This window comes from Leucogemmata humicola, from assembly GCF_055379415.1.
Window position 1 is genome coordinate 3,916,486 of sequence record NZ_AP040875.1, and the last position, 13,673, is coordinate 3,930,158.

14 protein-coding genes are annotated in these 13,673 nt (G+C 62.9%); 7 read left to right on the forward strand and 7 right to left on the reverse strand.

What is annotated here, in order from left to right:
* The first annotated feature begins 185 nt into the window (after window positions 1–185).
* The 5 genes from AC6H4Z_RS16675 (at window position 186) to AC6H4Z_RS16695 (ending at window position 5,130) form a co-directional block, all read left to right on the forward strand.
* Window positions 186–1,082 (forward strand): hypothetical protein, encoded by an 897-nt coding sequence (locus AC6H4Z_RS16675; RefSeq protein ID WP_497543087.1) that lies wholly within the window; start codon window positions 186–188, stop codon window positions 1,080–1,082.
* Between the two features lie 809 nt (window positions 1,083–1,891).
* Window positions 1,892–2,794 (forward strand): non-homologous end joining protein Ku, encoded by a 903-nt coding sequence (gene ku, locus AC6H4Z_RS16680; protein ID WP_497543088.1) that lies wholly within the window; start codon window positions 1,892–1,894, stop codon window positions 2,792–2,794.
* A complete protein-coding gene (gene ligD, locus AC6H4Z_RS16685; RefSeq protein WP_497543089.1) occupies window positions 2,791–3,771 on the forward strand; it encodes a non-homologous end-joining DNA ligase in 981 nt (326 codons plus the stop codon). Before ku ends, ligD (AC6H4Z_RS16685) begins: the two co-directional genes overlap by 4 nt.
* Window positions 3,768–4,736, forward strand: a complete 969-nt coding sequence (gene ligD, locus AC6H4Z_RS16690; protein WP_497543090.1) for a non-homologous end-joining DNA ligase — start codon at window positions 3,768–3,770, stop codon at window positions 4,734–4,736. The genes ligD (AC6H4Z_RS16685) and ligD (AC6H4Z_RS16690) overlap by 4 nt, the downstream gene beginning before the upstream one ends.
* Window positions 4,729–5,130: a hypothetical protein gene (locus tag AC6H4Z_RS16695; RefSeq protein WP_497543091.1), complete on the forward strand. Its 402-nt coding sequence runs from the start codon at window positions 4,729–4,731 to the stop codon at window positions 5,128–5,130. Before ligD (AC6H4Z_RS16690) ends, AC6H4Z_RS16695 begins: the two co-directional genes overlap by 8 nt.
* Here AC6H4Z_RS16695 and AC6H4Z_RS16700 read toward each other — a convergent pair.
* Genes AC6H4Z_RS16700 through AC6H4Z_RS16725 form a run of 6 tightly spaced genes read right to left on the reverse strand, consistent with a single transcriptional unit; the run spans window position 5,127 to window position 9,561 of the window.
* Complete coding sequence (locus tag AC6H4Z_RS16700) at window positions 5,127–5,333, reverse strand: hypothetical protein (RefSeq protein ID WP_497543092.1); 207 nt, start codon at window positions 5,331–5,333, stop codon at window positions 5,127–5,129. The two genes, AC6H4Z_RS16695 and AC6H4Z_RS16700, sit on opposite strands and share 4 nt — an antisense overlap.
* 37 nt (window positions 5,334–5,370) lie before the next feature.
* A complete protein-coding gene (locus AC6H4Z_RS16705; protein WP_497543093.1) occupies window positions 5,371–5,820 on the reverse strand; it encodes a GNAT family N-acetyltransferase in 450 nt (149 codons plus the stop codon).
* 23 nt (window positions 5,821–5,843) lie between these two features.
* On the reverse strand, window positions 5,844–8,276 hold the full coding sequence (locus tag AC6H4Z_RS16710; protein ID WP_497543094.1) for an ABC transporter permease: 2,433 nt from the start codon (window positions 8,274–8,276) through the stop codon (window positions 5,844–5,846).
* 47 nt (window positions 8,277–8,323) lie between these two features.
* Window positions 8,324–8,557, reverse strand: coding sequence for a putative signal transducing protein (locus tag AC6H4Z_RS16715; protein WP_497543095.1), 234 nt, complete (start codon window positions 8,555–8,557; stop codon window positions 8,324–8,326).
* A gap of 2 nt (window positions 8,558–8,559) precedes the next feature.
* Entirely contained in the window at window positions 8,560–9,069 is a 510-nt protein-coding gene (locus AC6H4Z_RS16720; RefSeq protein ID WP_497543096.1) for a DinB family protein, read from the reverse strand.
* A gap of 18 nt (window positions 9,070–9,087) precedes the next feature.
* Entirely contained in the window at window positions 9,088–9,561 is a 474-nt protein-coding gene (locus AC6H4Z_RS16725) for a GNAT family N-acetyltransferase (RefSeq protein WP_497543097.1), read from the reverse strand.
* 97 nt (window positions 9,562–9,658) lie between these two features.
* On the opposite strand from AC6H4Z_RS16725, the gene AC6H4Z_RS16730 reads away from it, so the two are divergent.
* Window positions 9,659–10,231 carry a peroxiredoxin family protein gene (locus AC6H4Z_RS16730; protein WP_497543098.1) on the forward strand — a complete coding sequence of 191 codons (573 nt, stop codon included), beginning with the start codon at window positions 9,659–9,661 and terminating at the stop codon, window positions 10,229–10,231.
* Entirely contained in the window at window positions 10,231–11,832 is a 1,602-nt protein-coding gene (locus tag AC6H4Z_RS16735) for an alkaline phosphatase family protein (protein WP_497543099.1), read from the forward strand. Before AC6H4Z_RS16730 ends, AC6H4Z_RS16735 begins: the two co-directional genes overlap by 1 nt.
* A 9-nt stretch (window positions 11,833–11,841) precedes the next feature.
* On the opposite strand, the gene AC6H4Z_RS16740 is transcribed toward AC6H4Z_RS16735, so the two are convergent.
* Complete coding sequence (locus AC6H4Z_RS16740; RefSeq protein ID WP_497543100.1) at window positions 11,842–13,641, reverse strand: DEAD/DEAH box helicase; 1,800 nt, start codon at window positions 13,639–13,641, stop codon at window positions 11,842–11,844.
* Window positions 13,642–13,673 lie beyond the last annotated feature (32 nt).

Below are 13,673 nucleotides of genomic sequence, written 5' to 3' on the forward strand. Positions count from 1 at the left end.
CGCACTCTCCGCGCGCTGGCTCGGCGCGACCGTGGGGCGGCCAGGCTCCGGGTGCCTGGATCCATCACCACGGTCGTCCGTGCCAATCGATGGCGAATTAGTCGCCCGTTGTTACCCGAGCAGGGTCTGCCCGTCAAACTTGTACGTGACACTCTGCTTGTTCCGTCACACGCTGCGCCTACGTCATGAGCGTCCCGCCGAACGCGAACGTCCTCGATAGTCTCGACCGCCACTGGGCGGTGAAGGTCGTCACTCCGGAAGACCGCGCGGCCGCGATTCAATACGGCATGGGCGTGCTGACGCGATTGTGCGCCGGAGACGACGTCGATCGCTCTGTGCCGCCGCCCGAATTCGTCGTGCCTCTCGCCGGCGCGTACGTCATCGCCGCGAGTGACTGGCTCGACTTCGAAGGTGCTGCATCGCCCTCCGCGATCCTCTCGGCCGAGCAAGAAGCGCAGCGCACCGCGCATATCGAAGTCGGCGCCGATCGCGCGTTCATCCTGACGGCCGCACTCCCCGTGGAGCACGACGAACGCGTTGCGACGCTGTACCGAACGCTCTTGCTCGGCGGACTGGCCGAGCTTGGACACAAGCAGGCCGAATTCCGAGCATGGCTGCGCGCGAACGAGGACTTCCTCTTTGCGCGCACCGAGCGCGATGCGCGATGGGACCTCGTGTTGCTGCGTCGCGTGGTCGAACTGTGGACGCACGTGCTGCGTGGCTCCGGACCCTCGGGTCTCGAACACGCGATGGAGATCGTTGCGTCGATCCGCGAAGACCGCTCCGTTCGCGAGCCCGAGTTCTTCACGACAGTCGATACCGCCGACGAACCGCGGATGCGCTTCTACACGTTCACGCTGTTCCATCTCACCGAGGCCGCGACGGAGCTGCTGCTCTTCCGCTTGCACGGTGAACCCGAGCGAGTCGATGCGCGACTGTACAGCCACTTCACACTCGCGCGCGACGCCGCCGGTGGCGATCCGCGTCTCGATGCGAGCTTTGACTGGTTGTACGAGGCAGCGCGTCGCGTCGTAGCGCAGCGAACCTCGCAACTCGAGTTGCTCCCCGAAGCGAGCGGTTGAGTTAGAACCAGCGTTCACCGAGTCGTCCGTCGCGCACTGCCGACGAGCATTCGTCGGCCATCCGGTGATTTCGCTACGACAACCGCTACACGCGTCTGTGGACGCGTTTTGGGCCGAAGGGGTAGTACGCGAAGCTCCGGGAGCGCCGAAGGCGCTGCGACGTCATCAGCCAACTCGAACCACTCGACTTCACCGCCTCGGCGCGTGCAGCGCACGTAGTATCCGTCGGAACCCGACGACCAGAAGCCGTCCCAACATTCTCCCTCGTTGAGATCGGCCAAAAGGGCCGTTCTCGGCGCGTCTTCGAGAGGCTCGGGCGGGCAAGCGCAGCTGACGAGATGCATTGAGAAAATGCGAAGCGGTTTCTGCATGCTTCGGCGACACGCTCGCCGGAAGGGACGGCAACCTAGAAAACCCTGATTCAAATTGCAATAGGAAAGTTTTCCATAAGTCGTTGTCATTGCTGTGGATAGCTCATGTGGAGTACTGTCGACAACTTTCTAAGTCACTCGTAGTACGGCGGTAAGGTCCTGTGAGCATCTGTGGATAACGGTTGTGGACAGATGTGCAGGACTTTTTCGGAGCGTGAGAATTCGTGATCACATTTTGTGCAGCGGAGCCCGCCAGTTTTCGAGCGGTTTTTTGGCGGGATTTGGTGGCGATTTTCGCGCGCGAAGTAACCGATTTTCGCTCGTTTCTCGTGTCGACTTTATGTCGACAAATCACCGCCTATCCACACGCTCGTGTGGACAGCGTGTTGATAGCATCGCAGTTGCACTTGGCGGACGGATGCGCGTTGCGGAGACGCGATGCTCGCTCACCTGCCATACGATGCGGAGATTCTGATGCGGCCACTGTGGACCGGAGCACTGTCCTTTGGACTCGTGAACATTCCTGTCCGTCTGCAGTCGGCGGTTCAGAGCAAGGAGCGCGTCAGCTTCCGTCTCCTTCACAAAACCGATCTCTCCCCTATCCGCTACGAGCGCGTGTGTGAGAAGGAGGGCGATCCAGTCGACTGGGACGACATCGTCAAAGGCTACGAGTACTCGAAAGGAAAATTCATCGCCCTGACGGACAACGATTTCAAATCCGCGGCGATCGAATCGTCCAAGACAATCGAGATTCTCGACTTCGTAAAGGCAGACGAGCTCGATCCGCGTTACTTCGAGACGCCGTACTACCTGGTGCCCGCAAAGGGCGGCGAAAAGGCCTATGCGCTGCTGCGCGAAGCGATCAAGCGCGCCGGCGTCGTAGGTATTGGAAAGATCACGATGCGCACGAACACGCTTCATCTCGCGGGCATCAAGACGGTTGGCAACGCGATCGTACTCGAGATCATGCGCTTCGCCAACGAGCTCGTGGACGTCGACGAAGTGGAGTTTCCCAGCAATGCTGGACTCCGCCCACAGGAACTGCAGATGGCCGAACAGCTGATCGAGAATCTGTCGGGCACGTTCGACCCGTCGAAGTACGTCGACGACTATCGCGCCAACCTCATGAAGATCATTCGCGCGAAAATGAAGGGAAAGAAGGTCGAGACGGCGAAGCCCGCCGAGCGCGAGAGCACGCAGGTCATCGATCTCATGGCGCGACTGCAGGAAAGCCTGGACGCAGCGAAAGGAACGCGTAGTACGCACCATCCTGCGCACGCCGCCAAGAAGACGCGCGCGAAGACGACTCGGACAAAACGCGCCGCGCGCAAAACGGCATGAAGTCGTTCGCTCCGATGCTGGCGACCGTCGGTACCGAACTACCCAAGGGAAAGGACTGGGTGTTCGAACCGAAGTACGACGGTATTCGGATTCTCGCCTTCGTCGACGGAAAGCACGTCGCGCTGGTGAGCCGTAACGGGATCAATAAGACGCGCCAGTTTCCCGAGGTTGCAGACGGGCTTCGAGCATTGTACGAGCGCGTGAAGCGACCATTTGTGCTCGACGGCGAAATCGTCGCCACGCGTCGCGACCTACCTGCGCGCTTTCAAGCGCTTCAAGGGCGTATGCACGTCACGAACGAAGACGCCATCGAAGGTCACCGTACCGCCACGCCCGTGGCACTCATGGTGTTCGATCTGTTGCTCGACGGAACGAAGACGCTCGTCGGCGAGCCATGGACGACGCGACGGAAACAACTCACTGCGCTCTTTCGCGGCGCGAGTCGCATTCGCACGCTGCGACTTGGCGACGCCGCGACGAACGGAGCGGCGATGCTGCGAAAGGCGCATCGGAAAGGTTGGGAAGGTGTGATCGCAAAACGCGCCGACGCTCACTACGACGCGGGACATCGTTCGCGATCATGGCTCAAGCTCAAGATCGAGCGACGCCAGGAGTTCGTCGTCGGCGGTTGGACTGAGCCGCGCAACTCGCGGGAACACATTGGCGCGTTGCTCCTTGGCTACTACGACGACGATGGATCGCTGATCTACGCCGGTCACACGGGCACTGGCTTCTCGCGACAATCGCTCGCCGATATGTACAAGCGACTCGCGCGCGTCGAACGAAAGAGCTCACCCTTCGAAACGACGCCGCGTACAAATGAAGCAGCGCACTGGACACGACCATCCGTCGTGGTAGAGATCAAGTTCAATGAATGGACGTCGGACGGTCGCTTGCGTCAGCCGGTGTTCGTGGGCGTTCGAACCGACAAGGCGGCGAAAGACGTGATTCGCGAACCCGAAGGGCGCATCGCATGACGGCGAAACGTGCTCCGTCATCCGCGCGCGTCATGCGTGAACTCGCTGCGATCGAGGAGGATAGCGGCGCCGGCACACTCGAGCTTCTAACGGGAACGCTCGATGTGTCGAGCCTCGACAAGGTCTTCTTTCCGTCAACCAAGCATACGAAGGGCGACATCATGCGTTTCTACGCGTCGGTGTCGCGCGTGCTGCTACCGGCGATCGCCGATCGCCCGCTGGTCATGAAGCGCTTCCCGAATGGTGTGCGCGGTGAAGCGTTCTATCAGCAACGAGCGCCAGCACATACGCCCGATTCCGTTCGCGTCGAAAAGGTGCGAGACAAGGGTTTGACGACGCAGACCAAGTTGATCGGCGGCGACCTTGCCACCCTTCTTTATCTGGTGCAACTCGGCGCGATTTCGGTGGACCCATGGCATTCGCGCCAGCAATCGATACAATTCGCGGACTATGCGATCATCGATTTGGACCCGGGACCACGTGCTTCGTTCGGCCGGGTCGTCGAAGTCGCGCAGGCGGTGAAGAGCGTGCTCGATCAACTTCGCCTGCACGCGGTGCCAAAGACGTCGGGAGCGAGCGGCTTGCATATCGTGCTACCGTTGCCACCGCATGTTCCAAACGAAGGTGCGCGAACCATCGCGCAACTCGTCGCCACACACGTGTCGGAGCAATATCCAAAGCTTGCCACGGTGGTGCGCCGCGTTGGCGCGCGCAGTCGTGGCGCCATCTACGTCGACTACCTGCAGAACATTCGCGGAAAGACCGTTGCCGGTGTGTATTCCGTTCGTGCACAGCCTCGCCCGACCGTTTCGACGCCGCTCACCTGGAGTGAAGTCGACGACGATCTAGATCCGGCGGACTTCACGATCGATACCGTGCCCGATCGCATTCGCGACGTCGGTGATCTGTGGGCAAAGGGAATGCGTCGTCCCAATTCTTTGAAGGGGCTCACCGATCATGAGTAGGCCACGCGCGCTGTCGCGACGGAGCGAGACCGATCCCCTCTCGCGCTTTCTCGCCTATCTGCGCGAGATCGAACTCGCGCTAGCGAGCCGAGAGCCCATGCGTATCACGGCACTGCTGCGGAAGCGAACGGCAACGCATCTTCCGCGCGAAGTGCGTGAGGAATTGCTCATGGTGTCGCGAGCATCGCGCGACAGCTTTCGGGCGCCAATGCAGTTCTTGCGCTTTCAGCACCGCATGACCGAACTCGCCGAGGGCGACGAGTCGCTCCCGACGGCGCAGACGGAACTTCGATTTGATGTGCCTGCGGAGAACGGCGCCATTCGCCGCCGCGCGCTCGATGAGCGCAGACCGGCGGCGTCTGACCCTACCGATGCGGCGCGCGACCCGGACTAGGAATTCGCCGTGGCGTCGACCGAGGCCTTGAGGCTCTCGTTCAACGATGCGTCGCCACCAATGACCGCACGCCACGACAGCTCCTGCCCGTTGCGACGGCCCTTTTCCGTCACCTTCAGTCCATCTGGAGCAATCGTGATCGTATAGACTTTTCCGTCGATTTCCAACTCACGCTTGATCGATTTGTCGAGTTTGGCGGTCATCAAATCTCCTCGGTTCGTGGGTCGACGCGGGAAACTACTACGGCTTGGCGCGAAGCTCCATATACGTACTGTTTAGTGGGCGTTCAGTAGTAAACCCAAAACGCTCATACAGCCAGGGCGCATTCCGCGTGAAAAGCGCGATTCGCCGCAGCCCCTGCAGATCAGGATGCCCAACGATGGTCTCGACCATCCAGGAGCCGATCCCCCTCCCACGGAAGTCGTCGGCGACGATCACATCGGTGAGGTAGCCATACGTCGCCAGGTCGGTGACGACGCGAGCGAAGCCAACTTGCTCGGTCGCCTGCTCGCCGCCGAACACACTTACGCATATGGAATTCTCAATGGCGCGCTCGAGCTGCAGGCGCGTCATGGAGCCGCCCCAGTGCGACGCGCGCAGCAGCGCCAACACGGCGTCGACGTCGATCCGCCCGCGATCGGTACTGAGCACGCAGCCGTTCCGGCCGCCCTCGACAAGTCGGTCGTCCATCGGCCGGAATATATCGGGTCCAGTCACTCGCTCCGGAGTGACTCCACCGGGTCGATGCGTGTCGCGCGAAGCGCCGGCCACAGCGCGGAGACCAGCGCGACGACGAACAGGACCGCGCCCATCGCCGCGAAGAGCGTCGCGTCGTACTGATCCTCAGGAAACGAGAACGCGCGAAGCCATCCAACGGTTTGTCGCGTACAGACGAGGCCAAGTGCGATCCCGCCAAGCGCGATCGCGTTGCCTTCGCGAAGCACCGCATGCAACACATCACGCGAGCCGGCGCCGAGCGCGATACGAACACCGATCTCACGCGTTCGCTCGACGACGGAATGTGAAATGATCCCGTAGATCCCGAGCGCGGCGAGTCCTAACGCCAGCAGCGCAAAGACGAGAAAGGTCGTAGCAACGAAGTCATGGCGCTGTCGATCGCGGAGCAGCCCGAGCTTTTCATCCATCGATTGCGCAGTGAGAAGTCGATATTGAGGACTCGACTTGAACTGCCGGCGAAGTTCGATCGGGAGACGCGTGGGATCGGATTCCGATCGAACCGTGACGTCGACCGTGTATCCGGCTCCGTCGACGACGACGCTGTCGCGCTCCGACGGTCGATAATAGAGCGCACCAAGGCCGCGATAGGCTAGCAATGGGAGAATGCCGCTGCGGCTGAGCGCGGAACGCTGCATCATTTTAGCAACGCCAACGACGGTGGCCCACGGCGCACTCGACGTGTCATCACCGAGTTTGATTGTTCGGCCCACCGCGCTGCCGCCCGGCCAGAGAAAGCGGGCGGTGGCCTGGTCGACGATGACTTCAGGCTTACCGGCGCCACCTTCCGTGAAATCGTGCCCCTCGACGATTGGAATTCCGAACGTGCGGAGGTACGACGGCGTGACGATGCCGTAGCCGAACAATGGAGCGGGAATCTGTTTGCTCACCCCACCGGCGAGTGTGATCGTCACCGTGTGATGGCGCGCGGCTCCAGGAAACGCGACCGCTGCCTGCGTCACCCCGGGAATGCGCCGCGCGAGGGCGGCGATGTCGTTCTGTGCGTCGACGTATCTGATGGCCCTGGGCCGAGCCGGCTCCGCACGAAGCACCGCCGCCGCCAGCGGCCTCACGTCGTAGCCCATCCGAATCGCGCGATACCTGAGTGCCGTGTGCACGACGATCGCAGCACCGCAGAGCAAGGCAAGCGACAATCCCATCTCGACGATGACCATCGCGCCGTACTGTCGGCGACTCCGTCGGTGTGCGCCGGTGCCCGCACCGGACTTGAGCAACTCGTTCGGATCGACGCGCGACACGCGAATCGCCGGAAGCAGTCCTACGAGGAACACACAGAACACGCCTGCGACAACGGCGACGACGAACACGCGCCAACTCGTTTGCGGCGCAATCACGTACTCGGCGACGCTTGGCGGAATTCGCGAGCTGAGGAAATGCGTTCCCCAGACGGTAAGCAGAACACCGAGCGCGAGTCCAGCCGCCGCGAGCAGAGCGCTCTCCAATACGAGATGGCCAATGATGTCGCGACGCGATGCGCCGAGCGCAGCACGCAATGCAAGTTCTCTGCTGCGGGCGATGCCGCGCGCGAGTTGAAGGTTCGCGAGATTGGCGCACGCAATGAGCAACACCGCCACAACCGCTGCGATCAACGCATAGTGAAAGCGATCGAAGCTGAACTGCGCCGTTGTGACCGAGTACAGCTGAAAGCGCACTGAGTTCTTCGGCTCGCCGGCAAGGCTGGCCAGCCGTGAGGCAAGCACCGACAGCTCCTGCTCGGCGCTCGCGTGCTGCGCGCCATCGCGAAGGCGGACGATGTTGATCGGCAGGTTACTCAAGCCAACGTTCGGTGGTGGGAGTAGCCAGAGCGCCTCGGTCGTGTTTGGAAATCCCGATGCGCGTCCGAGCACGCCAATGACAGGATGCTTGACCCCGTTGACCTCGACCGACGCACCGATGGGCGACTCACCATCGGGGAACAGCGTTCCGGCGAGGCGTTCGCCAATGATGATTGGCTGATCACCTGATATAGCGTCCGCGTCGGTGAACACGCGCCCGGCGAGAGCGTGAACGCCGAGCAGTGCGAAGAAGTTCGGCGCAACGGTGGCGTACGAGACCTGCGCAAACCGCTCGCGGTATTCGACGGACGCGTCGGCACCGTACGCAACGCCGCGATAACTCACGCCTTCATAGTTGTGAAAGCCAGAGCGTAGGAGCGAAGCGCGTGTGGCGTTGTCGACTTTATGGTGCGTGTCGCCCCACATCACGAGCCCGAATATTTGCCCTGGGCTTCGCATGTCGACCTTCGGACGCACCAGTGCGTCGATCACGCTGTACATCGTCGTGTTCAGCGCGATGGCCAGCGCGAGCGAGAGCACAGCGATGAGCGTGAAGCCCCGGCGCCGAAGCAGCGACCGGGCGGCAATACGGATGTCTCGTGAGGAAAGTCGCATCAAGAACGAGACGACCCCGGCCGTACCCGGGCAACGCTACCCGATTATCAGGCTTCGGTGTCGGCGTCGCCCGGCAGCAGCTCGCGGGCCTTTTCGAGAGTACTCTCAGGCACCATGATGTCCGCGCCTTCGCTGATCGGCCCTTGGAAGCCGCTGCCCCACATACCCACCTGATAGCCGCGGACGAGCACCGGAATCTCCTCTGACTCCAGAAGCGCGCGCATGGTATCGACTTCCAGGCCCGAATACACCGTCATGAGCACCACCCATTGCTCGGCCATCGTTAGGCCTCCAACGCGAGAGACCGAGCGTGCACTTCTTCCGCCGTCAACCCGAAGATTGGCGGCGTCGGCACGTTGCGCAGTCCGAGAATGAAGTACAGCTGGCCGCGATGATGCGATTCGTGCTCGAGCATGGCCCGCAGCCATTTCCACACCGTGATCGGCGTATCGGCGGGCGTTCGAGTTTTCTCATTGAGACGCGCGTCGGTCAGCTCGGCGAAAAGCGCGCGTGATTCGGCGTGCAGTCGGTCGTAGTACGCAACGGTGGCGTCCAGTCCGTCGGCCAAGTCGCGCGAGTGGCCCGGGTACTTCGCCGGCCGCCCATGGGCGTTCTCGGCATACATGAAACGCTCGATGCCGGCGAGGTGGCGAATCAGCTCGCCGGGGGTCAGCCGACCGGGAGCAGCGTGCCATTCGAGATCTTCCTCGCGGACGCGCACGACGATGCGGCGCGTTCGTTCATGGACGCGATCGAGATATTCGAGAAAAGGGGCAACACGAGTGATTTCCATCGTTCACTCCGAGAGCGATCAACGTTCGAGCGAGAGTACGGCACCGCTATTGGTAAAGCCGAATCGCTCGTACAACGGACGACTGCGGGCAGTGGGCCAGAGAAATACCGCGTCGACGTCGAGCCGCCGGCATTCGTCGAGCAGAACGCGCATCAGCCCCGATCCGGCACCGAGATTTCGTTGTTCCGGCCGCACGAAGAAGTTACTCACGTAGCCGTGCAGCTCCGGCTCCTCGCTCGGATTCGGGAGTTTTTCCACGGTCTGCAGCCACACATTCCCAACGAGATCGCCGCCTGCTTCGGCCACCCAGACCCGCCAGGGCGATTTCGCGGTCAGTCGCGCGGTCATCCAGCGTTCGCACCGTTCGAGAAACGCCAGTTCCGGCTCCGTGGTCTGAGCGAGTGGTCCGCGGAACTCCAACCGGAGGCGCGCAAGAGCGGGCGCGTCTGCCGGGCTAGCACGGCGAAACTGGACGGATTGGGGTAGATGCATAGGCCTCGCGAACGTCGTGATCCCCGGTATGATTCATTGTAGCGCGACCCGCCGTTGGTCGCGCTTCTCCAAACCTTCTATCGCCTACGAGGACCACATGGTCTCCCCCGCTCGCATTGCTCTTCTCGCGACTTTCGCCTTTTCCGCGACGGTTGCCGCTCAAGCGCCAGCCGGCCAGGCTGCACCGCCGGCCCCGCCGACGCCCGCAGCTGGAGAAGCTGCGCCGGATTTCACCGCGCAGGCAACTGATTCCACCGGCAAGGCCATGACGGTGTCGCTCGCCGGTTTGCGCGGCAAGGTCGTCGTGCTGGCGTTCTACCCGCTCGATCGCTCCACGGGCTGCACGGCCGAGATGAAGAAGTTCCGCGACGAGTACAAGACGCTGTTCGGCGACGGCGTTGTGGTTCTGCCGACGTCGATCGATACGTTGGCGTCGCACGCGAGCTGGGCGAAGGACGAGCACTTCCCCTTCGCAATGATCGCCGATCCGAAGAGTGATCTGGCAACCAAGTATGGCTCGCAGGGCGGCGCGCGTCCGTACTTCCGCCGCACCGTGTTCGTGATCGGAAAGGATGGCAAGATTGCCTACGCCGACCCGCGCTTCAACGCGTTGGCACAGGACGGCTACGACAAGCTCACCGCCGCGATCAAGACCGCGAAGGGCGGCTGATGCGTTCGATGCGACTCGCGAGCCGCGCCGTCATCATCGCCGGCGCGCTCGCGTCGCTGGCGCCCTGCGCGAACGTCGCGCAGGGCCAGCAATCGGCGACGCCGCAGTTGATCGTGTTCATCACGGTCGATCAGATGCGCGCCGACTATTTCGAGCGGTTCCTGCCGCAGCTCACCGGTGGACTCGGCCGCCTATATCGTGGCGGCGCGGTGTTCACGGATGCTCATCAGGACCATGCGATCACGGAGACGGCGCCGGGACATTCGGTGACGTTGTCCGGCCGATTTCCCTCGCATACGGGAATCGTTGCAAACATCTATGGCGTGAATGATCCGCAGTCGCCGATCGTCGGTGGCGGTGGAACGGGCGCGTCGCCCTTCCGCTTTCGCGGCTCGACGCTGATCGACTGGCTGCGCGTGAAAGACGAGCGCTCGCGCGCGCTGTCCGTGTCGCGAAAGGATCGCGGAGCAATTCTGCCAATCGGGCGCGCGCGTCAAAGCGCGTTCTGGTTCGTCGACGGACGCTTCACCACGAGCCGGTACTACGCGGATACGCTGCCGACGTGGGTTCAGCGCTTCAATGCGCGAAAGATTCCGCAGACGTACACCGGCAAGCTGTGGGAACCGATGCTCGCGCTCAGTGCGTATCCGGAGCCCGACAGCGTACCGATGGAGAACTTCGGTTCAGGCGTGACCTTCCCACACGCCTTCCCGACTGACTCGGCGCAAACGGCTAAGCTGTTCACCGAATACCCGCAGATGGATTCGTTGACGGCGCAGCTCGCGCTCGCGGGACTCTCGGCGATGAATCTCGGCCGCGGACCGCAGACCGATCTGCTCGCAGTGTCGTTCTCGACGACCGACGCAGTCGGGCACCGGTTTGGTCCAGACTCGCGAGAGCTGCACGACCAGATCGTTCGCCTCGACAAGTATCTCGGAATCTTCATCGACTCGTTGTATCGCGTGCGTGACTCATCGCGAATCGTTTTCGCGCTGACCGCCGACCACGGCGTTGCGCCCTATCCGGAGCTTCGCGCACAGCGCGAACACGTCACCGCTGAACGCGTCAATGTTGGGCCGGCGATCGGCGAAGCAATCGAACGGTTGCGTGCGGCCCACGCCGACACGAATGCGATCGACTTCGAAGAAGGAATGATCACAGTCGATCGGGCGGCAATGGTGCGCGCCGGCATGAAGCCAGACGACGAATTGGCAAAGCTCGCGGCGGCGCTCAGACGCGTGACCGGCGTGGCGCGCGTGGACTTTGTGCGAGATCTCGCGCGCGCCGACACAGTCCGCGACGCAGTCGCGCGACGCTGGCTGCACATGCTACCGTCGGACACACAGGCCGAGCTCGTTTTGTCGATCGCGCCGTACGCGTACTACTCCACGGTGGAGATGGCGACGCACGGCACGCCCAACGACTACGACTCGCACGTTCCTGAAATCTTTTACGGGCCGTGGTTCACGCCAGGCAAGTACACGAAGCCTGCGCTCGTCGCGGACATGGCGCCCACACTCGGCGCGGTAGCGGGCGTCTCACCGATCGAACCGGTGGACGGCCGCACACACGTAGAAGCCATTCGTAAACCGACGCCGTAGCGCGACTCCTTACGTTGCCTCACGATCGCGGCGAGCCATGACGCGCTTGCCGCGAATCGTCGTGCCGCGAAGGGCTTCGATGATGCCCTCTGCGGCATCGTCGGGAACCTCGACGAGTGAGAAGCGGTCGGCAATCTCGATCGCGCCAATATCGCGTGAGTCGATTCCCGCCTCATTCGCGATTGCACCAACCAGATCACCGGGGCGAACACCCGCTTTGCGACCGAGTGCGACGTAGAGTCGCGCCACGTCGCGCGTGCCGCGGCGAGCGTCCCGTGGCGGACGCGCCTCGCGAGAATCGCGTTCGCCACGCTCAGGCCGCGCGTCGCGATTGAACTTTTCTTTCCGGCCTGGGCGTTCGTCGCGGTTCCCGCGTTCGAACCGACCACCGCCCTCGCGTGCGTTACGCGCCGGACGGCGCGTGTCGGCGATGACGACGTTCGGAATTTCTTCTTCCGGAGTCGACGACTCTTCGCCACTGTCGTCGGCCAACTTGATGGCTGCGGCGGCGATGTCGAGGACGTCGTACTCGTCGGCGAGCGACTCGATCACGACGCGATACGAGTCGAGATCTCCGGCCACGAGCAGTTCCTCGAGCGACGTGCGTGTGAGCTCAAGACGGCGCGCGCGAAGATCGTGCACCGTCGGCACCGACTCGATCTTGATCTTGCGCTTCGTGACCTGCTCGATGTTGCGCAGCAGCCGATGTTCGCGCGCCTCGGCAAGCGTGATCGCGACGCCTTCTCGTCCGGCGCGACCCGTTCGTCCAACGCGGTGAACGTACGCATCCGGCGACGACGGAACGTCGAAGTTCACGACATGCGATACATGCTCGATGTCGAGACCGCGTGCGGCCACGTCGGTTGCCACGAGCAATTCAGACGCGCCGTCGCGGAAGCGGCGCATGACGCGATCGCGCTGTTCCTGCGACAATCCGCCGTGCAACGCTTCCGCGCGATACCCGCGACCGCCGAGCGTTTCGGTGAGCTCGTCGACTTCGGTGCGCGTGCGGCAGAAAACGATGGCCGAGGTCGGAGCTTCCATGTCGAGCACGCGGGCGAGCGCGGCGACCTTGTGGCGTCGCTGAACGACGAAAGCGATCTCACGAACGCGCGGCGCTTCGCCCGGGGCAACGACTTCGCGCGCGATCGTGACGAGAACAGGCTCGCGCAGGTGGCGACTGGCGATGGCGCGAATAGGTGCAGCCATCGTCGCCGAGAAAAGCGCAGTCTGTCGCTCACTGGGAACGGCTTCGAGAATGGCCTCGAGATCGTCGGCGAAGCCCATGTCGAGCATCTCATCGGCCTCGTCGAGCACGACCATCTTGACCGTGTCGAGCACGAGGGTTCGGCGGCGGATGTGGTCGAGAGCGCGTCCCGGCGTGGCAACCACGACGTCGACGCCCCGCTTCAGAGCGCGGAGCTGCTGCTGCATCGGCTGCCCGCCATAGATGGGCAGGACGCGAACACCCAGCTGGCGACCGTAGCGGTGGACCGCCTCGGCGACCTGCATGGCCAGTTCGCGCGTTGGCACCAGGATGAGGCCGCGGACAGCGCGGGCATCCTCCTCAGAGCCGCCAATGCGGTGCAGGAGCGGCAGCGCGAAGGCAGCGGTCTTGCCGGTCCCGGTGGCGGCTTGGCCGAGCACGTCGTGGCCGGCAATGAGCGGCGGAATGGCCTCGCGCTGGATGTCGGTGGGTTCTTCGTATCCGAGCGATGAGACAGCCGCCACGAGGGCTTCGTCTAGGCCGAGCGCCAAAAACGCGCTCTCCCCCGCCGATTTCATGTTCTCTGTTGTGTCCTGGGTCATCGGCGAGCGCTCCGTATCGAGAAATTTGTCGC

What these genes read in the sequence shown, in the direction of transcription:
- AC6H4Z_RS16675 (WP_497543087.1), top strand. Translation starts at nt 186, where the DNA reads ATGAGCGTCCCGCCGAACGCGAACGTCCTCGATAGTCTCGACCGCCAC.
- ku (WP_497543088.1), top strand. Translation starts at nt 1,892, where the DNA reads ATGCTCGCTCACCTGCCATACGATGCGGAGATTCTGATGCGGCCACTG.
- ligD (WP_497543089.1), top strand. Translation starts at nt 2,791, where the DNA reads ATGAAGTCGTTCGCTCCGATGCTGGCGACCGTCGGTACCGAACTACCC.
- ligD (WP_497543090.1), top strand. Translation starts at nt 3,768, where the DNA reads ATGACGGCGAAACGTGCTCCGTCATCCGCGCGCGTCATGCGTGAACTC.
- AC6H4Z_RS16695 (WP_497543091.1), top strand. Translation starts at nt 4,729, where the DNA reads ATGAGTAGGCCACGCGCGCTGTCGCGACGGAGCGAGACCGATCCCCTC.
- AC6H4Z_RS16700 (WP_497543092.1), bottom strand. Translation starts at nt 5,333, where the DNA reads ATGACCGCCAAACTCGACAAATCGATCAAGCGTGAGTTGGAAATCGAC.
- AC6H4Z_RS16705 (WP_497543093.1), bottom strand. Translation starts at nt 5,820, where the DNA reads ATGGACGACCGACTTGTCGAGGGCGGCCGGAACGGCTGCGTGCTCAGT.
- AC6H4Z_RS16710 (WP_497543094.1), bottom strand. Translation starts at nt 8,276, where the DNA reads ATGCGACTTTCCTCACGAGACATCCGTATTGCCGCCCGGTCGCTGCTT.
- AC6H4Z_RS16715 (WP_497543095.1), bottom strand. Translation starts at nt 8,557, where the DNA reads ATGGCCGAGCAATGGGTGGTGCTCATGACGGTGTATTCGGGCCTGGAA.
- AC6H4Z_RS16720 (WP_497543096.1), bottom strand. Translation starts at nt 9,069, where the DNA reads ATGGAAATCACTCGTGTTGCCCCTTTTCTCGAATATCTCGATCGCGTC.
- AC6H4Z_RS16725 (WP_497543097.1), bottom strand. Translation starts at nt 9,561, where the DNA reads ATGCATCTACCCCAATCCGTCCAGTTTCGCCGTGCTAGCCCGGCAGAC.
- AC6H4Z_RS16730 (WP_497543098.1), top strand. Translation starts at nt 9,659, where the DNA reads ATGGTCTCCCCCGCTCGCATTGCTCTTCTCGCGACTTTCGCCTTTTCC.
- AC6H4Z_RS16735 (WP_497543099.1), top strand. Translation starts at nt 10,231, where the DNA reads ATGCGTTCGATGCGACTCGCGAGCCGCGCCGTCATCATCGCCGGCGCG.
- AC6H4Z_RS16740 (WP_497543100.1), bottom strand. Translation starts at nt 13,641, where the DNA reads ATGACCCAGGACACAACAGAGAACATGAAATCGGCGGGGGAGAGCGCG.